This window comes from Bradyrhizobium sp. STM 3566 (assembly GCF_045571445.1).
GTDB classification, from domain to species: Bacteria; Pseudomonadota; Alphaproteobacteria; order Rhizobiales; family Xanthobacteraceae; genus Bradyrhizobium; species Bradyrhizobium vignae.
Map to the genome: position 1 here is coordinate 7,165,969 of NZ_CP120692.1, position 25,373 is coordinate 7,191,341.

The 25,373-nt window shown below is 64.3% G+C and carries 18 protein-coding genes and 1 pseudogene; 9 read left to right on the forward strand and 10 right to left on the reverse strand.

Annotated elements, in window-relative coordinates; translation table 11 throughout:
• Positions 1 to 2 precede the first annotated feature (2 nt).
• Positions 3 to 3,854 carry a methionine synthase gene (gene metH / locus P6U27_RS34040; RefSeq protein WP_129144995.1) on the forward strand — a complete coding sequence of 1,284 codons (3,852 nt, stop codon included), beginning with the start codon at positions 3 to 5 and terminating at the stop codon, positions 3,852 to 3,854.
• 325 nt (positions 3,855 to 4,179) lie between these two features.
• Here the strand turns inward: metH and P6U27_RS34045 are convergent, their stop codons facing one another.
• The 4 genes and pseudogenes from P6U27_RS34045 to P6U27_RS34060 form a co-directional block, all read right to left on the reverse strand.
• Positions 4,180 to 4,809, reverse strand: coding sequence for a glutathione S-transferase family protein (locus P6U27_RS34045; RefSeq protein WP_122405778.1), 630 nt, complete (start codon positions 4,807 to 4,809; stop codon positions 4,180 to 4,182).
• A gap of 347 nt (positions 4,810 to 5,156) precedes the next feature.
• Complete coding sequence (locus tag P6U27_RS34050; protein WP_122405779.1) at positions 5,157 to 5,750, reverse strand: N-acetyltransferase; 594 nt, start codon at positions 5,748 to 5,750, stop codon at positions 5,157 to 5,159.
• A gap of 250 nt (positions 5,751 to 6,000) precedes the next feature.
• On the reverse strand, positions 6,001 to 7,506 hold the full coding sequence (gene glpK, locus P6U27_RS34055) for a glycerol kinase GlpK (RefSeq protein WP_122405780.1): 1,506 nt from the start codon (positions 7,504 to 7,506) through the stop codon (positions 6,001 to 6,003).
• 113 nt (positions 7,507 to 7,619) lie between these two features.
• Positions 7,620 to 8,701 (reverse strand): annotated as a pseudogene (locus P6U27_RS34060) (ISAs1 family transposase).
• Here P6U27_RS34060 and P6U27_RS34065 point away from each other — a divergent pair.
• Positions 8,694 to 9,242: an endonuclease domain-containing protein gene (locus P6U27_RS34065; RefSeq protein ID WP_244607825.1), complete on the forward strand. Its 549-nt coding sequence runs from the start codon at positions 8,694 to 8,696 to the stop codon at positions 9,240 to 9,242. The pseudogene P6U27_RS34060 and the gene P6U27_RS34065 overlap by 8 nt on opposite strands.
• 99 nt (positions 9,243 to 9,341) lie before the next feature.
• On the opposite strand, the gene P6U27_RS34070 is transcribed toward P6U27_RS34065, so the two are convergent.
• The 6 genes from P6U27_RS34070 to P6U27_RS34095 form a co-directional block, all read right to left on the reverse strand.
• Positions 9,342 to 10,115: an SDR family NAD(P)-dependent oxidoreductase gene (locus P6U27_RS34070; RefSeq protein ID WP_122405783.1), complete on the reverse strand. Its 774-nt coding sequence runs from the start codon at positions 10,113 to 10,115 to the stop codon at positions 9,342 to 9,344.
• Between the two features lie 131 nt (positions 10,116 to 10,246).
• Complete coding sequence (gene pimD / locus P6U27_RS34075; RefSeq protein WP_122405784.1) at positions 10,247 to 11,389, reverse strand: pimeloyl-CoA dehydrogenase small subunit; 1,143 nt, start codon at positions 11,387 to 11,389, stop codon at positions 10,247 to 10,249.
• A gap of 135 nt (positions 11,390 to 11,524) precedes the next feature.
• Positions 11,525 to 12,715, reverse strand: coding sequence for a pimeloyl-CoA dehydrogenase large subunit (gene pimC / locus P6U27_RS34080; protein WP_122405785.1), 1,191 nt, complete (start codon positions 12,713 to 12,715; stop codon positions 11,525 to 11,527).
• 134 nt (positions 12,716 to 12,849) lie between these two features.
• Positions 12,850 to 14,037, reverse strand: coding sequence for an acetyl-CoA C-acyltransferase (locus P6U27_RS34085; protein WP_129142676.1), 1,188 nt, complete (start codon positions 14,035 to 14,037; stop codon positions 12,850 to 12,852).
• Positions 14,034 to 15,716 carry a dicarboxylate--CoA ligase PimA gene (pimA, locus tag P6U27_RS34090; RefSeq protein ID WP_129142677.1) on the reverse strand — a complete coding sequence of 561 codons (1,683 nt, stop codon included), beginning with the start codon at positions 15,714 to 15,716 and terminating at the stop codon, positions 14,034 to 14,036. The genes P6U27_RS34085 and pimA overlap by 4 nt, the downstream gene beginning before the upstream one ends.
• Positions 15,717 to 15,841: 125 nt before the next feature.
• Entirely contained in the window at positions 15,842 to 17,938 is a 2,097-nt protein-coding gene (locus P6U27_RS34095; RefSeq protein ID WP_129142678.1) for a 3-hydroxyacyl-CoA dehydrogenase NAD-binding domain-containing protein, read from the reverse strand.
• A gap of 130 nt (positions 17,939 to 18,068) precedes the next feature.
• On the opposite strand from P6U27_RS34095, the gene P6U27_RS34100 reads away from it, so the two are divergent.
• The 7 genes from P6U27_RS34100 (at position 18,069) to P6U27_RS34130 (ending at position 25,261) form a co-directional block, all read left to right on the forward strand.
• Positions 18,069 to 18,935 carry an IclR family transcriptional regulator gene (locus P6U27_RS34100; protein WP_162500653.1) on the forward strand — a complete coding sequence of 289 codons (867 nt, stop codon included), beginning with the start codon at positions 18,069 to 18,071 and terminating at the stop codon, positions 18,933 to 18,935.
• A 66-nt stretch (positions 18,936 to 19,001) separates the two neighbouring features.
• Entirely contained in the window at positions 19,002 to 19,799 is a 798-nt protein-coding gene (locus P6U27_RS34105; protein ID WP_122405789.1) for an ABC transporter ATP-binding protein, read from the forward strand.
• Complete coding sequence (locus tag P6U27_RS34110; protein ID WP_122405790.1) at positions 19,796 to 20,509, forward strand: ABC transporter ATP-binding protein; 714 nt, start codon at positions 19,796 to 19,798, stop codon at positions 20,507 to 20,509. The genes P6U27_RS34105 and P6U27_RS34110 overlap by 4 nt, the downstream gene beginning before the upstream one ends.
• Before the next feature lie 232 nt (positions 20,510 to 20,741).
• Positions 20,742 to 21,620 (forward strand): branched-chain amino acid ABC transporter permease, encoded by an 879-nt coding sequence (locus P6U27_RS34115; RefSeq protein ID WP_122405791.1) that lies wholly within the window; start codon positions 20,742 to 20,744, stop codon positions 21,618 to 21,620.
• Positions 21,621 to 21,622: 2 nt separating this feature from the next.
• Complete coding sequence (locus P6U27_RS34120; RefSeq protein WP_122405792.1) at positions 21,623 to 22,642, forward strand: branched-chain amino acid ABC transporter permease; 1,020 nt, start codon at positions 21,623 to 21,625, stop codon at positions 22,640 to 22,642.
• A 37-nt stretch (positions 22,643 to 22,679) separates the two neighbouring features.
• Positions 22,680 to 23,915, forward strand: a complete 1,236-nt coding sequence (locus P6U27_RS34125; protein WP_164936772.1) for an ABC transporter substrate-binding protein — start codon at positions 22,680 to 22,682, stop codon at positions 23,913 to 23,915.
• Between the two features lie 119 nt (positions 23,916 to 24,034).
• Positions 24,035 to 25,261 carry an ABC transporter substrate-binding protein gene (locus tag P6U27_RS34130; RefSeq protein ID WP_129142679.1) on the forward strand — a complete coding sequence of 409 codons (1,227 nt, stop codon included), beginning with the start codon at positions 24,035 to 24,037 and terminating at the stop codon, positions 25,259 to 25,261.
• The last annotated feature ends 112 nt before the right edge of the window (positions 25,262 to 25,373 follow it).

Below are 25,373 nucleotides of genomic sequence, written 5' to 3' on the forward strand. Positions count from 1 at the left end.
AAATGACCTTACCCGTTTCCGCCAAGCGAACTGCCCTGCTGAACGCCGCACGCGAGCGCATCCTCGTGCTCGACGGGGCCATGGGCACGATGATCCAGAATCTGCAGCTCGACGAGGCCGCCTTCCGCGGCGAGCGCTTCAAGAATTTCCATCGCGACCTTCGCGGCAACAACGATCTGTTGATCCTGACCCAGCCGCAGGCGATCGAGGACATCCACGCCGCCTATTTGCGTGCCGGCGCCGACATCGTCGCGACCAACACCTTCTCGACGACCTCGATCGCGCAGGCCGATTATGACCTCACCGACATTGTCTATGAGATGGCGCGCGAAGGCGCCCGCCTCGCCGGCAATGCCGCCCGCCGCGTCGAGGCCGAGGACGGCAAGCCGCGCTTCGTTGCAGGTGCCATCGGCCCCACCAACCGCACCGCCTCGATCTCGCCCGACGTGTCCAATCCGGGCTACCGCGCCGTCACCTTCGACGATTTGCGCAAATCCTACGGCGAGCAGATCCGCGGCCTGATCGACGGCGGCGTCGACCTCCTGCTGGTCGAGACCATCTTCGACACGCTCAACGCCAAGGCGGCGCTCTATGCGATCGCCGAGATCACCGAAGGGCTCGGCATCGACATGCCCGTGATGGTGTCGGGCACCATCACCGACAAGTCCGGCCGGCTGCTGTCGGGACAGATGCCGGAAGCGTTCTGGAATTCGGTGCGGCACGCCAAGCCCATCACCATCGGCTTCAACTGCGCGCTGGGCGCCGAAGACCTGCGCGCGCACATCGCCGATATCGGCCGCGTCGCCGATACGCTCGTGTGCGCCTATCCCAATGCCGGCCTGCCCAACGAGTTCGGCCAGTATGACGAGACGCCCGAATACATGGCGCGGCTGATCGGCGAGTTCGCGCGCGATGGCCTCGTCAACATCGTCGGCGGCTGCTGCGGCACCACGCCAGACCATATCGCCGCGATCGCCGCCGCGGTGGCCCCGCACAAGCCTCGCATCGTGCCCGAGATCGCGCCGCGCCTGCGGCTCTCCGGCCTCGAGCCGTTCGTGCTGACGGACGCGATCCCCTTCGTCAATGTCGGCGAGCGCACCAACGTCACGGGGTCGGCGCGCTTCCGCAAGCTGATCACCGCCGGGGACTACGCCGCCGCGCTCCAGGTCGCGCGCGATCAGGTCGAGAACGGCGCGGTAGTCATCGACGTCAACATGGACGAAGGCCTGCTCGACTCCGAAGCCGCCATGGTGACCTTCCTCAATCTCGTCGCGGCCGAGCCGGACATCGCGCGCGTGCCGATCATGATCGATTCCTCGAAATTCTCCGTGATCGAGGCCGGCCTGAAATGCGTGCAGGGCAAGCCGGTCGTCAACTCGATCTCGATGAAGGAAGGCGAGGAGAAGTTCATCCACGAGGCGAGGATCGCCCGCCGCCACGGCGCGGCCGTCGTGGTGATGGCATTCGACGAGGTCGGCCAGGCCGACACGTTCGCGCGCAAGACCGAGATCTGCAAGCGCGCCTACGACATCCTGGTGAACAAGGTCGGCTTCCCGCCTGAGGACATCATCTTCGATCCGAACATTTTTGCGATCGCGACCGGCATCGAGGAGCACAACAATTACGGCGTCGACTTCATCGAGGCGACGCGCTGGATCCGCCAGAACCTGCCGGGCGCGCATGTCTCGGGCGGCGTCTCCAATTTGTCCTTCTCGTTCCGCGGCAACGAGCCGGTGCGCGAGGCCATGCACTCGGTGTTCCTGTATCACGCCATCAAGGCCGGCATGGACATGGGCATCGTCAATGCCGGGCAGATGATCGTCTATGACGATATCGATCCGGAGCTGCGGCAGACTTGCGAGGACGTCGTCCTCAACCGCGATCCCGGCGCCTCCGAGCGTCTGCTGGCGCTCGCGGAGAAATTCCGCGGCAAGAAGTCGGAAACCAAGGAAGCCGATCTCGCCTGGCGCGAATGGCCGGTGGAGAAGCGCCTGTCGCATTCACTGGTGCACGGCATCACCGAATTCATCGAGCAGGACACCGAGGAGGCCCGCAAGAATTCCTCGCGCCCGCTCGATGTCATCGAGGGACCGCTGATGGCCGGCATGAACGTGGTCGGCGACCTCTTCGGCGACGGCAAGATGTTCCTGCCGCAGGTGGTGAAGTCCGCGCGCGTGATGAAGCAGGCCGTCGCTTATCTCATGCCGTTCATGGAGGAAGAAAAGGCGCGCAACCTCGCCAGCGGCATCGGCACCGAAGGCTCCTCGTCGGCCGGCAAGATCGTGCTCGCGACCGTCAAGGGCGACGTCCACGACATCGGCAAGAACATCGTCGGCATCGTGCTCCAGTGCAACAATTTCGAGGTCATCGATCTCGGCGTGATGGTGCCGGCGGCGAAGATCGTCGAGACCGTGAAGGCGGAGAAGGCCGACATCGTCGGGCTGTCAGGCCTGATCACGCCCTCGCTCGACGAGATGGCGTTCTTCGCCGGCGAGTTGCAGCGCGAAGGCTTGAAGCTGCCGCTGTTGATCGGCGGCGCCACGACGAGCCGCGTGCATACGGCTGTCAAGATCGATCCGAGCTATCGCGCCGGTCCCGTCGTCCACGTCAACGACGCCAGCCGCGCGGTCGGCGTCGCCTCTGCGCTGCTCTCGCCGGAGAAGCGCGAGACCTATGCCGCCGAAGTGCGGGCCGAATACGCCAAGATCTCGGAGGCGCATCTGCGCGCGCAGGCCGACAAGAAGCGCCTGAAGCTCAGCGACGCCCGTGCCAACCGCGTGCCGGTCGACTTCGTCGCGAACAAGCCGGTGAAGCCGACCTTCCTCGGCACTCGCAGCTTCGACGAATACGACCTCGCCGAGCTCGTGCCCTACATCGACTGGACGCCGTTCTTCCAGACCTGGGAGCTCGCGGGACGCTTCCCCGCCATCCTCGATGACGCCAAGGTCGGCGAGGTCGCGCGCTCGCTCTACGACGATGCGCGCAAGATGCTCGACACCATCGTCAAGGAGAAATGGTTCCGGGCCCGCGCCACGATCGGCTTCTGGCCGGCGAATGCGCAAGGCGACGACATCGTGCTTTATGCCGATGAAAGCCGGACCAAGAGCATCGCGACGCTGCACACGCTGCGCCAGCAGCTCGAGAAGCGCGAGGGCCGCTTCAATGCGGCGCTCGCCGACTTCATCGCGCCCGCCGGCGTTCCCGACTATATCGGCGGCTTCGTCGTCACCGCCGGGATCGGCGAGGATGCGGTCGCCGACCGCTTCAGAAGCGCGAATGACGATTATTCCTCGATCCTGTGCAAGGCGCTGGCCGACCGCCTCGCCGAAGCCTTTGCCGAGCGCATGCATGCCCGCGTGCGCCGCGAGTTCTGGGCCTATGCGCCGAACGAGGCGCTCACCAACGAGGAACTGATCCTCGAAAAGTATCAGGGCATCCGCCCCGCGCCCGGCTATCCCGCCCAGCCCGATCACACCGAGAAGTCAACGCTGTTCGCGCTGCTCGATGCGGAAGCCACCGCCGGCGTGAAGCTGACCGAGAGCTTTGCGATGTGGCCGGGCTCGTCCGTGTCCGGGCTCTATTTCGCCAGCCCTGCGAGCTATTATTTCGGCGTCGGCAAGATCGAGCGCGATCAGGTCGAGGACTACGCGGCACGCAAGGGCATGAGCGTCGCGGAAGCCGAGCGCTGGCTCGCGCCGGTGCTGAACTACATCCCGTCGCAGGAGGGAACAGACAAGGCCTTCCCGGCCAAGCCGGCGAACGACGAGATGCCGAAAGACCTCGCCTCGCATCCGCCGGGCTGCACCTGCGCGGTGCACCTCGTCTGGCAGAAGAAGCGCGCGGGGGCCGGATAAGCGCGCCTAAAAACAAAAAATGAGAAAACAACCCCATGCACAGTAGCGATGGGGTTGAAAAGGTTGCGCAATTTCGGTCTTGCCGAAAACGGGTTGCGACGTCGGGCAAAACAGGGGTAATATTCCATCATCAGCTGCAGTGCCGGCCTTCGCACTCCGGCGGATGGGAGCGCCCCTCACCCTGCTCTCGGTCTCGTGCCCCGGACGCTGCGCAGCGCGAAGCGATGCGCTGCAGAGCCGCGGTCCCACGTCTCCAGCGACGCGTGCCGCCTGGGTCCCGGCGCAGCGTTGCACGCTGCGCCGCAGAGCGGGACACGAGCCCGCCTCATCCCTTCGGCGGCGCCAATGGCTGCACGATCTCCTTGAACGGGGCCAGTGCCTCGCAACGCTCGCTATGTGCCGCGAGCGCCGGGTACCGCGCAGGCTCGAACAGCTGCGGGTGTGCCTCGCGGGTGAAGCGGACGACGCAGGCGACCGCGATGTCGGCATGGCCGATGCGCATCCCCAGCCAGTACGGCGTCGTCACCTTGGCGCGCTCGGCTTCGAGCACGGCAAGCACGTCCGCGATCTGCGCCTGGCAACGCTCGACCCACAGCGCGAGCTGCTCCTTCCGCAGCACGCGCTCGTAGAGCAGGCTGACCGCCTTGTCGCCGAGACCGGAGGCGAGCGCGCAGATGCGCAAATGCTTGCGGCGATCGGTGCTGCCGCGCGGCAGCATCGCCTTCTCGGGTCCGACGAGATCGTCGAGATAATCGAGGATGATCATGCTTTCGATCAGCGCCTCGCCGTCGTCGAGCACCAGGGTCGGCACGCGGCGCAGCGGATTGTAGGGCGCGATCCTGTCGGCATCGCCGAAGGTCGACCACGGTCTGTGCTCGAAGGCGAGCCCGTAAAGCCGCAGCGCGATCGCGACGCGGCGGACGAAGGGGGAATCATATTGGCCGATCAGGAACATGGTTCTCGCTCTTCTCGATCATTGGACAAGGCAGGGCCGGCCAGTCTCCACGACCAGGTCGATGCGGCGCAACAAATATATCGGAAATGGAGCATTGCGCCGGCCGCAATGACGCGGCGACGGCCTCATGCGCTCCACGCTCATAGGCCGTCCTGGATCGCGCGCTTGATCGGAGCGATCGCGGTCTCGTTGCGCCTATACATCGTCCACTGCTTGATCCATTTGGCTCGCACCAGCTTCGCAGCGGTCAGCACCCGCATGTGCTCGCCGCTACCAAGACCACCGCGATCCAATCAGCGAATTATTGAACATCGACAGCAATGACGGAGGAGGAGGCGGCCGGGGCTCTACTCGATGATCGGCACATGCTTCGCCGCCGTCCGCGGCGCGGTGCCGTCGAGGCGTGGGTCGTCGGCGATCTCGATCTGGCGGCGGAAGGGGCGAAAGCCGGACCGTTGGTAGAACGCGAGCGCGGAGGGATGATCGAGCGTGCAGGTGTGGACCCAGACGCGGCGGAGGTCGCGTGACCAGGCAAGCTCCAGCGCGCGGTTCATCAGGAAGCGGGCGGCGCCAGTGCCGATCAAGGGGGCGGTGACGCCGAAATAGACCAGCTCGCATTGGCCGGGCTCGCGGAAGTCCAGTTCGAGCAGGCCTTCATCGCGGCCGTCGACGGCCAAGGCATAGACCTCGATGCCCGGCGCGTGGATGATTGCGGCGAGCTCCATGTCGGTCATGCGTGCGCGCGAGAACCACAGCCAGTCCTCGCCGACGCGGCGGTGGAGATCGCGGTACCAGGGAAGCGGCGGAGCTTCGACCTTGCGCAAGCTCCATGCGCCGGGCGGATCGTCGCGGCGCGCGGGAGGTGCGGTCATCTCCAGATGGGTCACGACGGCGGCGATCTTGCCGGCGGGCACGTCGGAATATCCGTCGGGGAGGATCATGGTTCGTTGCTTCCCTTCGTAATGGGCTAGCGGGCGGTATCTTTTGAGGAAAGACAGCAGCGCCGCACTCCGTCATTGCGAGCCAACGGGTCCGCGCATAGCGCGGCCCGACGACAGGCTCCGCGAAGCAACCCAGAATCTTTTGCGAGGAGGCAGTCTGGATTGCTTCGTCGCAAGAGCTCCTCGCAATGACGACGTGAAGGCAGTTGCGCGCGCCTCGCGGCATCGAGCTGCGAGGCTGTGTCTACGCCTACCCCTCCCCCTCATCGCTCGCCAGCACGCCCTTCACCGCCCTCGCCCATCCCGCGAGCTTCCGCTGCCGCGTCGCCTCGCTCATGTTCGGCTTGAAGCGGTGTTCGAGGCGCCAGTTGTCGGCGAATTTGGTCGGCTCGGGATAGACGTCCGCATTGAGGCCGGCGAGGTAGGCGGCGCCCAGCGCCGTGGTCTCCTGGATCACGGGGCGATCGACCGGCGCGTCCAGGAGATCGGCGAGGCGCTGCATGGTCCAGTCGGAGGCGGTCATGCCGCCGTCGACGCGCAGCACGACGCTGGCGGTTTCCGAGCTCGGCCAGTCCGCGCGCATCGCGGCCCAGAGGTCGAAGGTCTGGTAACAAACACTCTCCAGCGCGGCGTGGGCGAGCTCGGCAGGGCCGGTGTTGCGGGTGAGGCCGAACAGCGCGCCGCGCACGCGCGGATTCCAATAGGGCGCGCCCATGCCGACGAATGCGGGGACGAGATAGACGCTCTGCATGGAGTCCGACTGATCGGCGAGAGGTCCGGTCTCGGCGGCGTGCTTGATGATGCCGAGGCCGTCGCGCAGCCATTGCACGGCGGAGCCGGCGACGAAGATCGAGCCTTCGAGCGCGTAGGTGCGTTTTCCCTCGAGCTGATAGGCGACGGTGGTGAGCAGCTTGTTCTTGGAGGCGACCGGCGTGGTGCCGGTGTTGAGCAAGGCAAAACAGCCCGTGCCGTAAGTGGATTTCATCATGCCCGGGCGGAAACAGGCCTGGCCGATAGTTGCGGCCTGCTGGTCGCCGGCAATGCCGGCAATTGCGATCGGTCCGCCGAACAAATCCGGGGTGCTCTCGCCGAAGCGGGCGGAGGAATCCTTCACCTCGGGCAGCATCGAGCGCGGCACGCCGATGATCTCGAGGAGCTCGTCGTCCCACTGGCCGGTATGGATGTTGAACAGCAGCGTGCGCGAAGCATTGGTGGCGTCGGTGGCGTGCACCTTGCCGCCGGTGAGGCGCCAGAGCAGGTAGCAATCGACGGTGCCGAACATCAGCTCACCGCGCGCGGCGCGTGCCCGTGCGCCGGGGACGTGGTCGAGGATCCAGGCGACCTTGGTGCCGGAGAAGTAGGGATCGATGATCAGGCCAGTCTTCTCAGAGATCACGGGCTCATGGCCGTCGGCCTTGAGCTTGGCGCAGATGTCGGCGGTGCGGCGGTCTTGCCAGACGATGGCTCGGTGCACGGCTTGGCCCGTGGCACGATCCCACACCACGGTGGTCTCGCGCTGGTTGGTGATGCCGATCGCGGCGATGTCTTTCGCGCTGATGCCGGCGTGCTCGATGGCCTCGCGGCAGACCATCACGGTCGAGGTCCAGATGTCCTCCGGCTCGTGCTCGACCCAGCCCGAGGCCGGGAAATGCTGCGGAAACTCGGCTTGCGCCTTCGCCGCAATGGAAATATCGCCGCGAAACACGATCGCGCGCGAAGAGGTGGTGCCCTGGTCGATGGCGAGGACGAAAGACATGGAAGTTAACCTTGGCGTTTTCCCAGAGAGGAGTCGTTGTGTCGCGCCAAAGGGAGCGGATTAGGACGGCAAGGTCAAGGTAGGTCTCGCTTACCCTCCCCTGGAGGGTAGGGCTATCGCATATGGGCGAGGGCGGAGAGAAGGAAGTCATTATTCCATCTGGCTTGGAGCATTTTGTGGCTGATGCGGGCAGGACCGGGCGTTGCCTGCAGGGTATTGATGGCCAGCTTGCGGATGAGGGCGAGATTTTCGGCGGCGTGATCCTTGCGGCTGCGGCAGGCATCCTCGTCGAACAGGACGTCGAGGACCCAGTGCAGGTTGTTCTCGATGCTCCAGTGGGCACGCACGACCTCGAGCAGCTTTTTGGCCGACAGCAAGCGCGAGGCGAGGAAGTATCGGACCGTGTGTTTGACAGCCTTGCCAGAGTTGGCGCGCCAACTGTCGATGCGACCGACTGCGGCGATAGCGGGGAAGTCGTATTGCTTCGCCAACTGAGGAGCCGGCGCGACGATGGCCTGCCGGCGCTCGGCGCGACCGTGGGCAGTGGCTCTTCGTTGACTCGCTCGCGCGGGCTTTCGGGCTGTATCGACCAACGTCTTGGCGGCCTTGAAGAGCCGGCCACGGTTACTCTTGATGGCCAACACGTAGTGCCCCTTCCGGTCGAGGATGGCCTGCGCGGTATCGGGCCGGCAATGCAAGGCGTCGGCGGTGACAAGAGCCCCGTCCAGATCGAGCAGGGCGAGAACTTCGAGAGCCCCGGCAACCTCGTTGCGGTTGGGAGCCTTTCTCTGAGCCAGCGCCATGCGAGTGCCTGCGGCCCAGACATTGACCATATGCAGCGGCGTGGCCTGCCGGCCCCGCGTGTAGGCCCCGCGCAGCGCCTTGCCGTCGATGCTGACCACCCCTTGATGCCGAAGCTCTTGCTGAACTTGCGCAAAACCGCTTCCAGCCCCTTCGGATCCAGCGCACGGAAGACGTTGCTGAACGTATCGTGGCTCGGAATGCCGTGCCTGAGCTCCAGGAAGCGCCGCAACAGCTCCTCGCGGCCTTGGCCAAAGAACTCGAACTCGGTGCAGGTCTTGGCGCCAGCCAGCGTCGCCGCCAAGGCGATGACGAGGATCTCCACAAGATCATGTCGGGTGTTGCTGGCGCGCGGGTCCTTGAGCGGTCGAAACAGGCGCTTGAGCTTGCGCATTCAGGTCTCCCTCTGGAATCGAGAGACACCCAAAGAATCCAGTTCCAACCGCTTGGCAACACCCTGCCAGCACCATATGCGATTCCCCTACCTGGAGGGGGAGGGTCGCTCGCGCCTAGCGCGAGCGGGGTGGGGTGAAGCCACAGCAATGGTGTCAACATCAATCCGACGCGCGGCCGCGAAGAAGCTGAGAGCCAACACCACGCCGCACGAGCGGATGTTATGGCGTGCGCTGAAGGAGCTCCCGCTCCAAGGCTCACACTTCCGCCGCCAAGCTCCAATTGGTCCTTACATTGTCGACTTCTTCTGTCCAGCCAAGCGCCTCATCATCGAGCTCGATGGCGGCCACCACAATGAAGACGATACGGCCGCACGCGACTTCGAACGTCAACGCTGGCTTGAGAACGAAGGCTATCGAGTCATCCGATTCTGGAATTCGGAGATCACGAGTGATCTGACCGCCGTTCTCGAATGCATCTATGTCGAGCTGTACGGATCGCGCGAGGCAGAGACGACACCCTTGAAGCACCGCCGAACGTAGCGGCTCGCGCGGCCCTTCTCTTACCCTCCCCTGGAGGGGTCCCCTCCAGGGGAGGGTGAAGTGAAGCGCCAGTTCAATACAATTGCAAGTGGTCAAACCCTACACCGCCGCCGTCGTCACTCCGCCGTCGATGACGATGGTCTGCCCGGTCATGAAGCTCGAGGCGTCGGAGGCGAGATAGGCGACGGCGCCGGCAATTTCGTGGGGTTCGCCGATGCGGCGGAGCGGCGTGGTGGCGGTGCGGCGCTTCAGGTTGGCTTCGTCTTCCCAGAGGGCGCGGGCGAAATCGGTCTTGACGAGGCCGGGCGCGATGCAGTTGACGCGGACGCCTTTCGGGCCCCATTCGCCGGCGAGCGAACGGCACAGTGCGAAGTCCGCGGCTTTGGAGATGCCGTAGGCGCCGATCACGGTCGAGCCGCGCAAGCCCCCGATCGAGGAGATGATGATCACGGAGCCGCCTCCGCGCTCGGCCATTTGCGGGATCGCCAGCGCGGAGAGCCAGATGTTGCTCTTGACGTTGCTTCCCATGATCTTGTCGAAGGCTTCATCGGTGATGTCGAGCAGCGGGCCGTAATAGGGATTCACCGCGGCGTTGCAGACGAGGATATCGATCTTTCCGTAATGCCTGGTCGCGCCTGCAATCAGCGCCTCGACCTCGTTCTTGCGCGCGATGTTGCAGGGGATGACGAGGGCATCGCCGCCGGCAGCAATGATGCCGTCGGCGACCTCCTTGCAGGGCTCAAGCTTGCGCGAGGAAACCACGACCTTGGCGCCGAGCTTCGCCAGGAGTTCAGCAGAGCAGCGGCCGATGCCGCGGCTGGAGCCGGTGACGACCGCGACTTTGCCGGTGAGATCGAACGGGGTGTTTTTCATTGTCGTTGCCTCGATGCTTCAACGGCCTCCGTCATTGCGAGGAGCTCTTGCGACGAAGCAATCCAGACTGCCTCAACGGAAAGATCCTGGATTGCTTCGCTTCGCTCGCAGTGACGTGACGGTGGTGATACTCAGATCAACCCGCCCGCGTCCGCGACGCGGCGCTGGTGGTAGTCGGTGTCGCCGAACGTGTTCTCGATCATGGTGAGGCGCTTGAAGTAGTGGCCGATCTTCGCCTCCATGGTCATGCCGATGCCGCCGTGGAGCTGGATCGACTGCTGGCCGACGAATTTGGCGGACTTGCCGATCTGCACCTTGGCCGCGGCGATCGCGTTGGACCGCTCCTTGGCGTTCTCGAAATCGTTCGCCATGGTCGCGAACATCGACATCGAGCGTGCCTGCTCGGCGGCGACGAACATGTCGGAGGCGCGGTGCTGGAGCGACTGGAACGAGCCGATCGCGACGCCGAACTGTTTTCTGGTCTTGATGTACTCGACGGTGGTCTTGAGCGATTCATCCATCAGGCCGACCGCCTCGGCACAGAGTGCGACGCGGGCGTCATCGACCACGCGCTCGATCAGTGCGAGCGAATCCTCGGGGTTGCCGAGCACGGCATCCGGGCCGACCTCGACACCGGTGAAGGTGATGTCGGCGGCGTGCAGGCCGTCCTGCGTCGGATAGCCCTTCCTGGCGACGCCCTTGGCATTCGCCGGGACCAGGAACACGCCGATGCCGGTCTTGTCGCGGCGGTCACCCCTGGTGCGGGCGGTGACGACAAGCGTGTCGGCATTCTCGCCATTGAGCACGACGAATTTTTCGCCGTCGATGATCCAGCCATCGCCCTTCTTCTTCGCGGTCGTGGTGACGTCGAACAGATCGTAGCGCGAGTTCTTCTCGAGCTGCGCGAAGGCCAGCGTCTTGCTGCCGTCGATGATCCCGGGCACGTGCGCGGCCCTCTGCGCATCGGTGCCGGCATGGCGCAGGAAGCCGCCGCCGATCACGACCGTGGCGAGATACGGCTCCAGCACCAGCGCCTTGCCGAGCGCCTCCATCACGATCATGGTCTCGACGCCGCCGCCGCCAAAGCCGCCGTCGGCCTCGCTGAAGGGCAGGCCGAGCAGGCCCTGCTCGGCGAGCTTGAGCCAGACGGTCTTGCTCCAGCCGCCCTTCTCCGCCATGTACTTCTTACGGCTCTCGAAATCGTAGGAATCGGTCAAGAGGCCGTCGATGCTTTCCTTGAGAAGCCGCTGCTCCTCGTTCAAATCAAAATCCATGTTTCTCTACTCTCCCGGTATCTGATGTCGTCATGCCCGGCCTTGTGCCGGGCATCCACGTTTCTCCGTGCCGCTAGGCGTGGATGGCCGGGTCAAGCCCGGCCATGACGTCGAGTGCATGGCGACGAGTTGCAATCACAGCCCCAGCACCGCCTTGGCGATGATGTTGCGCTGGATCTCGTTGGAGCCGCCGTAGATCGAGACCTTGCGATTGTTGAAGTAGCTCGGCGCGATCTGGGCGGTCCAGTCCATGGCTTCGTTCGAGCCGTCGTCGCCGTGCACGTCGTAAGGCGCGGCGAACGGGCCGATTACTTCCATCAAGAGCTCGGTGGTGGTCTGCTGGATCTCGGAGCCCTTGATCTTCAGCACGGACGAGGCCGGATTGGGCTTGCCCTTGCCGTGCTTGCCTTCGTCGGCGACGACGCGCAGCTGCGTCAGCTCGAGCGCCTTCAGCTCGATCTCGCAGGCCGACAGCTTCTCGCGGAAGGCCGGGTCCTGGATGATCGGCTTGCCGCCGGATTCGACCTTGGAGGCGAGATCCTTGATGCGGCGGATGCGCTCCTTGGAGACGCCGACCCGCGCGATGCCGGTGCGCTCGTTGCCGAGCAGGAACTTGGCGTAGTCCCAGCCCTTGTTCTCCTCGCCGATCAGGTTCTCGATCGGGACTTCCACGTCGTCGAAGAACACCTCGTTGACCTCATGGCCGCCGTCGATAGTCTGGATCGGACGCACGGTGACGCCCTTCGACTTCATCGAGAACACGATGAAGGAGATGCCCATCTGCTTCTTCGCGGAGGGGTCGGTGCGGCAGAGGCAGAAGATCATGTCGGCGTGCTGGGCCAGCGTGGTCCAGGTCTTCTGGCCGTTGATGATCCACTTGTCGCCCTTGCGCTCGGCTTTCGTCTTCAGCGAAGCGAGGTCGGAGCCGGAGCCGGGCTCCGAAAAGCCCTGGCACCACCAGTCGTCGACATTGGCGATGCGCGGCAGATACTTCTTCTTCTGCTCCTCGTTGCCGAAGGTGTAGATGACGGGGCCGACCATGCTGACGCCGAAGGCGAGCGGCTGCGGCGCGGGATGCGCCTGAAGCTCCTCGTTGAAGATGTAGTGCTGCACGGCGGTCCACCCGGTGCCGCCATATTCCTTGGGCCAGTGGCTGACGCCCCAGCCTTTCTTGTTGAGGATGCGCCACCACGTCACCATCTCGTCCTTGGTGAGATGCCGGCCCTCGACCAGCTTGCGCCGCGTATCCGGCGGCACGTTGTCGCGGAAGAACTGCCGCACTTCCTCGCGAAACGCCTGCTCTTCTTTCGTGAATGCGAGATCCATCGGATCCTCCTGTGAACGTTATTCCCTATTCGTCATTCCGGGCGCGCGAAGCGCGAACCCGCAAATCTCGAAATTTTGGCTCGAGGTTCCGGGTTCATTCGCGTGCCGCGAATGCCCGGGAACGACGGGGCCCGTTACTGCAGCACCTCGAACAGCCCGGCAGCGCCCATGCCGCCACCGACGCACATGGTGACGACCGCATATTTGGCCTTGCGGCGGCGGCCTTCGATCAAAGCGTGGCCGGTGAGGCGCGCGCCCGACATGCCGTAGGGATGGCCGACCGAGATCGCGCCGCCATTGACGTTGATCTTGTCGGGATCGATGCCGAGCTTGTCGCGGCAATACAGCACCTGCACCGCGAAGGCTTCGTTGAGCTCCCAGAGGCCGATGTCGTCGACGGTGAGACCGTGGCGCTTCAAAAGGCGCGGCACGGCGAAGACCGGGCCGATGCCCATCTCGTCCGGCTCGCAACCGGCGGAGACGAAACCGCGGAAGATGCCGAGCGGCGCAAGGCCGCGCTTGGCGGCTTCCTTGTCGCTCATGATGACGGAGGCGCTGGCGCCGTCGGAGAGCTGGCTGGCATTGCCGGCGGTGATGGTGAAGCCCTCGCCGCGCACCGGCTTGAGACCGGCGAGGCCCTCGATCGTGGTCTCGGGGCGCGGGCCTTCGTCCTGCGACAGCGTGACCTCCTTCATCGACACGGCGCCGGTTGCCTTGTCGGTGACCGCCATCTGCGTCGTGATCGGCGCGATCTCCTCCTTGAACTTGCCGCCCTGCTGGGCCGCAGCGGTGCGGCGCTGGCTCTCCAGCGAATATTCGTCCTGGCGTTCGCGCGAGATGCCGTAGCGCTTGGCGACGACCTCAGCGGTGTCGATCATGGGCATGTAGACCTCGCCCTTGATCTTGAGCAGCGCCGGATCCTGGGCGTGGAAGCCGTTCATCTTGTCGTTCTGCACGAGCGAGATCGACTCGCCACCGCCGCCGACCGCGATCTCGACGCCGTCGAAGATCACCGAACGCGCGGCGAGCGCGATGGCCTGCAGGCCCGAGGCGCATTGCCGGTCGATGGTGGTGCCGGCGACGGTGACGGGCAGACCGGCGCGGAGCAGCGCCTTGCGCGCGATGTTGCCGCCGGTCGCGCCCTGCTGGAGGGCTGCGCCCATCACGACGTCCTCGATCTCCTTCGGGTCGACTTTTGCGCGCGCGACCGCTTCGCCGATGGCGTGGCCGAGCAGGGTTGCGCCCTCGGTGGCGTTGAGCGCGCCGCGATAGGCCTTGCCGATCGGGGTGCGGGCAGTGGAAACGATGACGGCGTCGGTCAAGAACGACCTCCTGATGCGGTTTTGGTGGATTGTGACGGTTTCTGCTGCTGGCGCAATTCGTGGCGCGACAATTTTCCGACCGGCGTGCGCGGCAGATCGTCGACGAACTCGACCGCGGCCGGCAGTTCGTGCTTGCCGAGCTTGCCGGCGAGCTGCGCGCGCAATTCGTCCAGCGAGAACGGCTTTGCGTCCGGCTTGAGCTTGATGAAGGCCTTCGCGGCCTCGCCGCGATACTGGTCGGGAATGCCGAGCACGATCACCTCGTGCACGCCCGGAATGGTGTAGATCGCCTGCTCGATCATCTGCGGATAGACGTTGAAGCCGCCGGAGATGATCATGTCCTTCTTGCGATCGACCAGGAAGAAATAGCCGTCGGTGTCGACATAGCCGATGTCGCCGGTGAGGAAGCGGCCGTCGACGAAGGCCTCAGCGGATCCCTCCGGCTTGTTCCAGTAGCCCTTGGTGACGTTCGGGCCCTTGATGCGGATCTCGCCGACTTCGCCCGGCGGCAGCACGCGTTTGGGATCGTCGAGCGCGACGACGTCGAGCTCGATGCCGGGCAGCATCAGGCCGATCGAGCCGGGCTTGTCCGGGCCGGCGGGCGGGTGGCCGGTGCCGGGCGAGCAGGTCTCGGTCATGCCCCAGCCGCTGCGCAGCTTCTTGCCGATCTTGCGCTCGAAGAAGCTCGCGATCTCCACCGGCAGCGGCGCGCCGCCGGAGCCGATGGTGACAAGCGAGGAGAAGTCGCGCTTGTCGAGATCGGGGAGCGCGGCGATCGCGATCCACATCGTCGGCACGCCCGGAAAATAAGTCGCGCGTTTCACCTCGATATCGCGCATCACGGCCTCGACGTCGAAGCGCTGATGCAGCGAGATCAGGTTGCCGCGGCGAAGCGAGGACAAGAGCACGACGGTGAGCGCGTAGATGTGGAACAGCGGCAGCACGCAGATCACGCGCTCGATCACGTCGCCGCGGGCGGCGCGCGCTGGCTTGCCCCAGACGTCGTAGATCGACACCGCCGCGGTGAGATTGCCGTGGGTCAGCATCGCGCCCTTGGGCAGGCCGGTGGTGCCGCCGGTATATTGCAGCAGCGCCACGTCGTCGGCCGTCACGGACGGCCACTGGGCCGGTGCGGTCGCGCCCTCGACAAAGGTCTTGAAGGTGACGATGCGGGGATCATCGGGAATCGCCGCCTGCGGCGTGCCGACCTTGCCCCAATGATCGTCCTCGCAGACGACGAGGCGATCGATCAGACCCTTCTCCAAAAATTTCAGCGCGGTCGGCAGCAGCGCCTGGAGATTCGAGGTCACGAGCACGCGCGAGCCGGAGTCGGAGACCTTGTGGGTCAGCGCGATCTCACCGTCGAGCGGCGACAGATGCGCGACGCGGCTGCCTGCCTTCAGCGCGCCGAAGAAATTGATGGGGTGGTCGGGCGTGTTGCCGAGGAACAACGCCACCGACGTGCCCTTGCCGCAGCCGGCCCGCAAGAACGCCGCGGCGGCGCGATCCACCATCGCGGCAAGCTCGGTGTAGGTCATGGGCCGGTCGCGAAACTCGATCGCAGTGCGCGGGCCGTAATCGGCGGCGGCTTTCGACAAGAGGTCGGGCAGCGTGCCCTGGACGATGGTGTCGTCCCACCGCACGCCCTCGGGATAAAACTGTTCGCCGGGATGGATCATTGCTTCTCTAAACCACGCAGACCGTCATTCCGGGCGGCTCGAAGAGCCGAACCCGGAATCTCGGGATTCTCAGGTGCGCAGCTGCGCACCATAGTTCGCCCTTCGGGCAGGGGCAGCAGCGGCCATCACGCCGCCTTCGACGCCGCCGCGAGCGAGGCGAACGTCTTGCCCTCCGCCGCGAGCCTCTTCAGCAGCGGCGCGGGCTCGAGGCTGGGGTCGTTGGTCTCTTTGGCATAGAAGGCGAGACGGTCGGCGATGTGCTTGAGGCCGACGGTGTCGGCCCAGTACATCGGGCCGCCGCGATAGATCGGCCAGCCGTAGCCGTAGAGCCAGACCACGTCGATATCGGAGGGGCGCGCCGCGATGCCCTCTTCGAGGATCTTCGCGCCCTCGTTGATCATCGGGTACATCATGCGCTCGAGGATCTCCTCGTCGCTGACGACGCGCTTCTTGCGGCCGAGGCGGAGAAGCGTCTCGTCGATCAGCTTCTCGACCTCCGGGTCGGGCAGCGGCGCGCGGGAGCCGGCTTCGTACTTGTAGTAGCCCTTGCCGGTCTTCTGGCCGAAGCGGCCGGCTTCGCACAGCGCGTCCGCGATCTCCGACTTGATGCCGCGGTCTTTCCGCGAGCGCCAGCCGATATCGAGGCCGGCGAGATCGCCCATCGCGAACGGTCCCATCGGCATGCCGAACTTGGTGACGACCGCGTCGACCTGCTGCGGCAGGGCGCCCTCGAACAGGAGCTTCTCGGCCTGCTTGCCGCGCTGCGCCAGCATGCGGTTGCCGACGAAGCCATCGCAGACGCCGACAACGGCCGGCACCTTGGCGATCTTGCGCGCGATCGTGACGGCCGTCACGAGAGCATCCGGCGCGGTCTTGTCGGCGCGGACGATCTCGCACAGCTTCATGACGTTGGCCGGCGAGAAGAAGTGCATGCCGAGCACGTCCTGCGGACGCTTGGTCGACTTGGCGATCTCGTCGATGTTCAGGTACGAGGTGTTGGAGGCGAGCACGGCGCCGGGCTTGGCGTACTGGTCGAGCTTGCCGAACACCTCCTTTTTCACTGCCATGGTCTCGAACACGGCCTCGATGACGAGATCGGCATCGCCGACATTCTCGATGCCGACCTTGCCGTCGATCAGCGCCATGCGCTTGGCGGGCGCATCGGCCGGAATGCCGCCGCGCGCAGCGGTCGCTTCCCAGTTCTTCTGCATCACGCCCATGCCGCGCTTGAGCTGCTCCTCGCCGGTCTCGATCAGGGTGACCGGAATACCGGCATTGGCAAAGGACATCGCGATACCGCCGCCCATGGTGCCGGCGCCGAGAATGGCAACACGGTTGACCGGACGCGGCTTGGTGCCTTCAGGGACGCCCGCGATCTTGTTGGCTTCGCGCTCGGCGAAGAACGCGTAGCGCTGCGCCTTGGACTGATCGCTGGCGACGAGCTTGAGGAAGCCTTCGCGCTCCTTCTTCAGACCTTCGTCGAAGGGCAGGTCGATGGCATAGCCGACGGCGTCGGCGGCCGCGAACGGCGCCTCCAGGCCGCGCGACTTCTTGGTCATGGCGGCAACCGCATTGGTGAAGATCGAGCGGTCGGCCTTGGCGGCCGCGAGCTTGGAATCGTCGTCGCGCAGCCGACGCAACGGACGCTTCTCGGCGATGAGCTTGCGCACGAAGGCTTCGCCGCCGGACGCTGGTCCTTCGACGATCTCCTCGATCAAGCCGTTCTTCAGCGCTTCCGCCGCACCGATCGGGTCGCCGCCGACGATCATCTTGACGGCGAGCTCGGGCCCGACCGCGCGCGGCAGGCGCTGGGTGCCGCCGGCGCCGGGCAACAGGCCGAGCTTCACCTCGGGCAGGCCGAGCTTGGCTTCTTTCACCGCCACGCGGAAATGGCAGGCGAGCGCGACCTCGAGACCGCCGCCGAGCGCAGTGCCGTGGATAGCCGCAACGACCGGCTTGGGCGAATTCTCGATCTCGGACAGCACGTCGTTGAGCGCGGGCGGCTTCGGCGGCTTGCCGAACTCGGTGATGTCGGCACCGGCGATGAAGGTGCGGCCGGCGCAGGTCAGCACGATGCCCTTGATGGCGGGATCGGCGATTGCGGCCTTGATGCACTCGAGGATACCACCGCGGACTGCGGCACTCAGCGCATTGACCGGCGGACTGTTGACCGTGACGATCCCGACTTCGTCATGACGCTCAAGCTTGACCACTTCGCTCACGGTGTCCCTCCTTGGTGGGGATTTACTTTTGTTCGATTTCGCGGTGCGGAATTTAATTCCGCATCTTGACGGCAGGGTTATTTTGAAGCACGGACGTTGTCAACGACTCCGCGCAAGAAGCAGATCAGGGATGAAGCGTACAGGAAAGAAGGCTGCGACCGATCGGAATTTCGTCGTCGCGCTTTCCCGCGGACTGGATGTATTGCGCGCGTTCCAACCCAATGACGGCCTGCTCGGCAATCAGGAGATTGCGGCCCGCACCAAGCTGCCCAAGCCGACCGTGTCGCGGCTGACCTACACGTTGACCAAGCTCGGTTATCTGACGCCGGTTCCCCGGTTCGAGAAGTACCAGCTCGCCCCTGCAGCGATGTCCCTCGGCTATGCGGCATTAGCCAATCTGGGCGTTCGGCATTTGTCCGAGCCGTTCCGCGAGGAAGTGATGCGCGCGACCGGCGGCGCCGTCGCCGTCGGCGGCCGCGATCGTCACAGCATGATCTATTTCGGGCAAAGTCGCGGCAGCGAGACGGTCGGTGTTCAACTTGACGTCGGCTCGCGCGTGCCGATTGCAACTACCGCGATGGGGCGCGCCTATTACTGGGCCCTCGACGACGAGGGTCGCGCTGAAGTGTCGCGCATTCTGCGCGAACATTACGGCAGCCGCTGGCCGAAGATGCGCGACGGCTTGGAGCGGTCCGGCGAGATCATAGCGAAGTATGGCTTCGCCATTTCGGTCGGAGACTGGCACGACGACATCGGCGCCGCCGGAGTGGCGCTCAAGCTCAACGACGGAACCGGACCTTACGCATTCAATTGCGGCGCGCCAGCATTCCGTTTCACGGAAGAGCGTTTGATCAACGACATTGGACCGCGTCTGCTTGCGATGGTAAGGAACATCGAAGCGGCGCTCGGGGGTCTGATGCCGCATTCCAAAAAAGACATCAGCAAAAAGCTGAAATCAGGAGGAAAAGTTGCGCGTGTGGCCGAGGGATTCAGATAGCCTTTGTCGTCACCGGGAGCGGTTCGCATCGCCCCATCGCTCACTGAAGAACGTGAGCGAGACGAGATGACGCAGGCACAGCTCGCGCGGGGGACATCGCCCCTGCTCGCAGTTCGCGACGTCAGCGTCGTGTTCGGCGGCATCGTTGCGCTCAACGGTGTGTCCTTCGACATGCACAAGGGCCAGATCCTCGGATTGATCGGGCCCAACGGCGCCGGCAAGACCACGCTGTTCAACTGCCTCAGCCGGCTCTACCAGCCGTCGTCCGGCGACATTCTGATGGAAGGCGTGAGCATCCTGTCGCGGCCACCGCACCGGATCGCCGAGATCGGCATCGGCCGCACCTTCCAGAACGTGGCGCTGTTCCCGAATCTGTCGGTGATGGACAACGTCCGCGTCGGCGCGCATTCGAAGACCTCCAGCGACATCATCAGCGACTCCTTAAGGCTGGCCTGGGTCCGGCGCAGCGAGACCGAGGTCAACAAGAAGGTGCACGAGATCCTCGCCTATCTCGATCTCGAGGACGTCGCCCACACCGTGGTGTCAGGCCTGCCCTTCGGCACGCAGAAGCGGGTCGAGCTGGCGCGTGCGCTGGCCGCCGACCCGAAGATCCTGCTGCTCGACGAGCCGGCGGGCGGTCTCAATCATGAGGAGGTCTATGTGCTGGGCGACCTCATCCGCCGCATCCGCGATGAGCGCCACATGACCGTGCTGCTGGTCGAGCACCACATGGGCCTCGTGATGTCGATCGCCGACCACGTGGTCGCGCTCAATTTCGGCAAGAAGCTCGCGGAAGGCACCCCCGCCCAGGTGCAGGCGGACCCCCACGTCATCAAGGCCTATCTCGGGAGCAAAGACCAATGACGACACTGCTCAACGTCAAGGATCTGCGCGCCTATTACGGTCAGGTCCAGGCGCTCCATGGCCTGTCCTTCTCGCTCAACGAGGGATCGCTGACGACGCTGCTCGGGGCCAACGGCGCCGGCAAGACCACGACGCTGCGCGCGATCTGCAACATGGTGCGCTCGACCGGCGCGATCGAGTTCGACGGCAAGCCGCTGAACAACCGCTCGACCGAGAACATCGTGCGGTACGGCATTGCCCATGTGCCGCAGGGCCGCGGCACCTTCACCAACATGACCGTGGAGGAGAACCTCCAGCTCGGGGCGATCACCCGCAAGGACAGCGCCGGCATCGTCTCCGACATCGAGCGCATGTATGCGCATTTCCCAGTCTTGAAGCAGCGCCACACCCAGCAGGCCGGCACGCTGTCCGGCGGCGAGCAGCAGATGCTGGCGGTCGCTCGGGCGCTGATGCTGCGGCCGCGCCTGATGCTGCTGGACGAGCCCTCCTTCGGGCTCGCGCCGCTGGTGGTGCGCGATCTGTTCGGCATCCTCGGCAAGATCAACCGCGAGGACAAGGTGTCGATCCTGGTGGTCGAGCAGAACGCCCAGCTCGCGCTCGAGCTCGCCGATCAGGCCTATGTGATCGAGACCGGGCGCATCGTGATGTCGGGCAAGGCCAAGGACATCGCGAACAACGAAGAAATCCGCAAATCCTATCTGGGTTATTGAGGTGGGTGCATCGATGGAATCGATCTATCCGCGCGCTCGCTACACCTCTCCCGAAGGGAGAGGTCGATTTGCGAAAGCAAATCGGGTGAGGGGTTACGGTCTCTCGTTGGAGCGGCGCCCCCTCACCCGGATTGCTTCGCAATCCGACCTCTCCCCGCTGGGAAGAGGTGTCGTCGCCGACGCCGTTCTCGCTCAATCCCAACTCGCAGCGCTATAGGGGAGCCCGAGGTCCATGGAGCTTTTCACCAACCAGGTCCTGGCCGGCATCGCCACCGGCGCGATCTATGCCTGCATGGCGCTCGCCGTGGTCATGATCTACCAGGCGATCGACCATCTCAATTTCGCGCAAGGCGAGATGGCGATGTTCTCGACCTTCATCTCCTGGCAGTTGATGCAGTGGGGCGTGTCCTACTGGGCTGCCTTCATCATTACGCTGGCATTTTCCTTTGTCGCCGGCATCGCGATCGAGCGCATCCTGTTCAAGCCGCTCGCCAAGGCACCGGTGCTGACCAACGTCGCCGGCTTCATCGCCCTGTTTGCGATCATCAACTCCTCGGCCGGCCTGATCTGGGACTTCACCATCAAGCAATATCCGACCCCGTTCGGCTCCGCGCCGTTCCTGGGCAGCCAGCTGATCTCCACCCACCAGGCCGGCATGATCGGCGTCACCGTACTGCTGCTGCTCGGCCTCTATTTCTTCTTCCAGTACACCAGGATCGGCCTCGCCATGCGCGCCGCCGCCTCGGTGCCTGAATCGGCCCGCCTCGTCGGCATCAACACGAGCTGGATGATCGCGCTCGGCTGGGGCATGGCGACCGCGATCGGCTCGATCGCCGGCATGCTGATCGCTCCCGTCGTGTTCCTCGAGCCGAACATGATGGGCGGCGTCCTGATCTACGGCTTCGCCGCGGCGGTGCTCGGCGGATTGTCGAGCCCGTTCGGCGCCGTGGTCGGCGGCTTCCTGGTCGGCGTCTTCGAGAATCTCGCCGGCACCTACATCCCAGGGGTCGGCAACGAGCTGAAACTTCCGATCGCGCTCGCGCTGATCATTTCCGTCCTGGTCGTCAAACCCGCTGGCCTGTTCGGCCGGCACATCGTCAAGCGAGTTTGATCATGAGCGCTGCAGAAGAAGTCGTCGCCGAAGGCCACGAAGCTGTCGAGGCGGTTCCGAAGCGGGCCATGACGCTGGGCACCGGCACCTCGCTGCTGGTGCTGGCGGCGCTGCTGATCGTGCCGGTGTTCGTCAAGAACTTCATCATCTTCCAGATGACGATGCTCCTGATCTACGGGCTCGCGGTGCTGGCGCTGAACATCCTGACCGGCGGAAGCGGCCAGTTCTCGCTCGGCCAGAGCGCGTTCTACGCCGTCGGCGCCTATACCTCGGCGGTGCTGATGGAGCACGCCAACATCAACTACGCGCTGACCATTCCGATTTCCGCCGCGGTCTGCTTCGCATTCGGCTACCTGTTCGGCAAGCCGGCGCTGCGGCTGTCGGGCGTCTATCTCGCGCTCGCGACCTTCGCACTCGCCACCGCGATGCCACAGCTGTTGAAACTGAACTTCCTCGAGCACTGGACCGGCGGCGTGCAAGGCCTCGTCGTCACCAAGCCGGACGCACCGTTCGGCCTGCCGATGTCGCAGGACATGTGGCTGTACTACTTCACGCTCGTCGTGACCGTCGCGATCTACATCTTCTCGGTGAACCTGCTGCGCTCCCGCTCCGGCCGCGCCTTCATGGCGATCCGCGACAACGAGATCGCGGCCTCCTCGATGGGTGTCAACGTCGCGCTCTACAAGACGCTCGCTTTCGGAGTGTCCGCCGGCATCACCGGCGTTGCCGGCTCGCTTGGCGCCATCGCCGTGCAATTCGTCGCGCCCGACAGCTACACCATCACGCTTGCGATCTCGCTGTTCCTCGGCATGGTCGTCGGCGGCGTCGGCTGGCTGCCCGGCTCGTTCGTCGGCGCGGCCTTCATCATCTTCGTGCCAAACATGGCGGAAAGCATCTCCAAGGGCCTTTCCGGCGCGGTGTTCGGGGTGCTGTTGTTCCTCGTCATCTACCTCGTGCCGCACGGCGCAAGACAGGCCGCAATCCTGGGCCAGCAACTCGCTGGCAAGCTCAGGAAGAACTGAAAACTCTCAAGGACCGTCGTTAACCAAGGAGACCCAATTGCTTTTCGGAAGAACACTGCGATCCGCCGCGCTGGTCACGGCAACGGCGGCCATCACTCTCACCTCCGGCGCTGCACTCGCCCAAAAGAAATACGACACCGGCGCGTCCGATACCGAGATCAAGATCGGCAACATCATGCCGTACAGCGGTCCGGCGTCGGCCTACGGCATCATCGGCAAGACCGAAGAAGCCTATTTCAAGATGATCAACGACAAGGGCGGCATCAACGGCCGCAAGATCAATTTCGTGACCTATGACGACGGCTATTCGCCGCCGAAAGCCGTCGAGCAGGTCCGCAAGCTGGTCGAGAGCGACGAGGTGCTGACCGTCTTCAATCCGCTCGGCACGCCCTCGAACACGGCGATCCAGAAATACCTCAACGCCAAGAAGATCCCGCAGCTCTTCGTCGCCACCGGCGCCACCAAGTGGAACGATCCGAAGAACTTCCCCTGGACCATGGGCTGGCAGCCCTCCTACCAGAGCGAAGCGCACATCTACGCGAAATGGCTGATGAAGGAGAAGCCCGATGCCAAGGTCGCGATCCTCTATCAGAACGACGATTTCGGCAAAGACTACCTCAAGGGCACCAAGGACGGGCTCGGCGCCAAGGCCTCTTCCATGATCATCATGGAAGAGAGCTATGAGGTCTCCGAGCCGTCGATCGACGGCCACATCGTCAAGATCAAGGCGGCCAATCCCGACGTGCTGCTGATCTATGCGACGCCGAAGTTCGCGGCCCAGACCATCAAGAAGACCGCCGAGCTCAGCTGGAAGCCGCTCCAGATCCTCACCAACGTGTCGATCTCGGTCGGCAGCGTGATGAAGCCGGCCGGCTTCGAGAGCGCGCAGGGCGTGCTGTCGGCGGCCTATGCCAAGGATTCGACGGATCCGCAGTGGGTCAACGATCCCGGCATGAAGAGGTGGAACGAGTTCGTCGACAAGTACATGCCGGGTGCCGACAAGTCCGACACCAGCATGGTCTATGGCTACGGCGCCGCGTCGACGCTGGCCAAGGTGCTGGAAATGTGCGGTGACGACCTCACCCGCACCAACCTCATGAAGCAGGCGGCGAGCCTGAAGGACTTTGCGCCGGATACCCTGCTGCCCGGCGTCAAGATCAACACCAGCGCCACCGATTTCGCTCCGATCGCGCAGCTCCAGATGATGCGCTTCAAGGGCGAGAGGTGGGAACTGTTCGGCGAGATCATCAGCGGCGACGTCGCCTCCGAATGACACGCTGATGCAACAATTCAGCGCGAAGAGCCCCCGCGGGCAACTGCGGGGGCTTTTTGTTGACGTCTGGCCGCAATCTTGTTCAATGCGGCGCCGATCCAGCTCGGGGTAGGAGAACAATGACTGCCGTTCGTTTTCAGGTTGCGACGCTCTGGGTCGCATTTGCGTTGTGCACTGCAATGAGCAGCGAAGTGCTGGCGCAGAAAAAATATGACAGCGGAGCTTCGGATACCGAGATCAAGATCGGTAATATCATGCCCTATAGCGGTCCGGCCTCCGCCTATGCCGCTATCGGCAAGGCCGAAGAAGCCTATTTCAACAAGATCAATGCCGAGGGCGGCATCAACGGCCGCAAGATCAAATTCATCTCCTATGACGACGCCTATTCGCCGCCGAAAACGGTCGAGCAGGCGCGCAAGCTGGTCGAGAGCGACGGGGTGCTCTTGATCTTCGGCTCGCTCGGAACCTCCACCAACAGCGCCATCCGCAAATACATGAACGAGAAGAAGGTGCCGCAATTGTTCGTAGCGAGCGGTGCGTCGAAATGGAACGAGCCCAAGCAATATCCATGGACCATGGGCTGGCAGCCCTCCTACCAGAGCGAAGCGCGCATCTACGCCAAGTACATCATGAAGGAGAGGCCGCAGGCGAAGATCGGCGTGCTCTACCAGAACGACGATTTCGGCAAGGACTATCTGAAGGGACTCAAAGACGGCCTCGGCGCCAAGGCTTCGATGATCGTGCTGGAAGAGGCCTACAACACCTCGGAGCCGGCGGTCGACGAGCACGTCGTCAAGTTGAAAGCCTCCGGTGCCGACGTCTTCATCAGCATCACCACACCGAAATTCACGGCGCAAGGAATCAAGAAGGCCGCGGAGATCAACTGGCATCCGGTCCAGATCATCTCCAACGTCTCGACCTCGGTCGGCGGCGTGATCGAACCGGCGGGGTTCGAGATCTCGCAAGGCATCCTGTCGGCGAGCTACACCAAGGACGGCTCCGATCCGCAGTGGGATGCCGATGACGGCATGAAGAAATTCTACAACTTCCTCGCCCAATACGACCCCAAGGCCAACAAGCTCGATGCCGGCGTCGCGTTCGGCTATGCCGCCGCGCAGACCATGGTGAAGGTGCTGCAGATGTGCGGCAACGATCTCACCCGCGAGAACGTCATGAAGCAGGCCGCCAGCCTGAAGGACTTCGCACCCGACACGCTGCTGCCCGGCATCAAGATCAATACCGCGCCGGACAATTTCGCCCCGATCGAACAGCTCCAGATGATGCGGTTCAAGGGCCGGAAATGGGAGCTGTTCGGCGACATCATCTCGAGCGAGCTCGGACAATAGAGCCGTCGCGAGCAGCCGCAATTTGGAGTTAATTAGATCGGAGTGACGCAACTCCAGGTTCGCGCGATCGCGGGCGCGGCAGTACTGCCGCATGGAAATATTCCGCACCGCA

What these genes read in the sequence shown, in the direction of transcription:
- pimD (WP_122405784.1), bottom strand. Translation starts at nt 11,389, where the DNA reads ATGGATTTTGATTTGAACGAGGAGCAGCGGCTTCTCAAGGAAAGCATC.
- pimC (WP_122405785.1), bottom strand. Translation starts at nt 12,715, where the DNA reads ATGGATCTCGCATTCACGAAAGAAGAGCAGGCGTTTCGCGAGGAAGTG.
- pimA (WP_129142677.1), bottom strand. Translation starts at nt 15,716, where the DNA reads ATGATCCATCCCGGCGAACAGTTTTATCCCGAGGGCGTGCGGTGGGAC.
- P6U27_RS34050 (WP_122405779.1), bottom strand. Translation starts at nt 5,750, where the DNA reads ATGATCCTCCCCGACGGATATTCCGACGTGCCCGCCGGCAAGATCGCC.
- P6U27_RS34110 (WP_122405790.1), top strand. Translation starts at nt 19,796, where the DNA reads ATGACGACACTGCTCAACGTCAAGGATCTGCGCGCCTATTACGGTCAG.
- P6U27_RS34100 (WP_162500653.1), top strand. Translation starts at nt 18,069, where the DNA reads ATGAAGCGTACAGGAAAGAAGGCTGCGACCGATCGGAATTTCGTCGTC.
- P6U27_RS34045 (WP_122405778.1), bottom strand. Translation starts at nt 4,809, where the DNA reads ATGTTCCTGATCGGCCAATATGATTCCCCCTTCGTCCGCCGCGTCGCG.
- P6U27_RS34130 (WP_129142679.1), top strand. Translation starts at nt 24,035, where the DNA reads ATGACTGCCGTTCGTTTTCAGGTTGCGACGCTCTGGGTCGCATTTGCG.
- P6U27_RS34115 (WP_122405791.1), top strand. Translation starts at nt 20,742, where the DNA reads ATGGAGCTTTTCACCAACCAGGTCCTGGCCGGCATCGCCACCGGCGCG.
- P6U27_RS34120 (WP_122405792.1), top strand. Translation starts at nt 21,623, where the DNA reads ATGAGCGCTGCAGAAGAAGTCGTCGCCGAAGGCCACGAAGCTGTCGAG.
- glpK (WP_122405780.1), bottom strand. Translation starts at nt 7,506, where the DNA reads ATGTCTTTCGTCCTCGCCATCGACCAGGGCACCACCTCTTCGCGCGCG.
- metH (WP_129144995.1), top strand. Translation starts at nt 3, where the DNA reads ATGACCTTACCCGTTTCCGCCAAGCGAACTGCCCTGCTGAACGCCGCA.
- P6U27_RS34105 (WP_122405789.1), top strand. Translation starts at nt 19,002, where the DNA reads ATGACGCAGGCACAGCTCGCGCGGGGGACATCGCCCCTGCTCGCAGTT.
- P6U27_RS34070 (WP_122405783.1), bottom strand. Translation starts at nt 10,115, where the DNA reads ATGAAAAACACCCCGTTCGATCTCACCGGCAAAGTCGCGGTCGTCACC.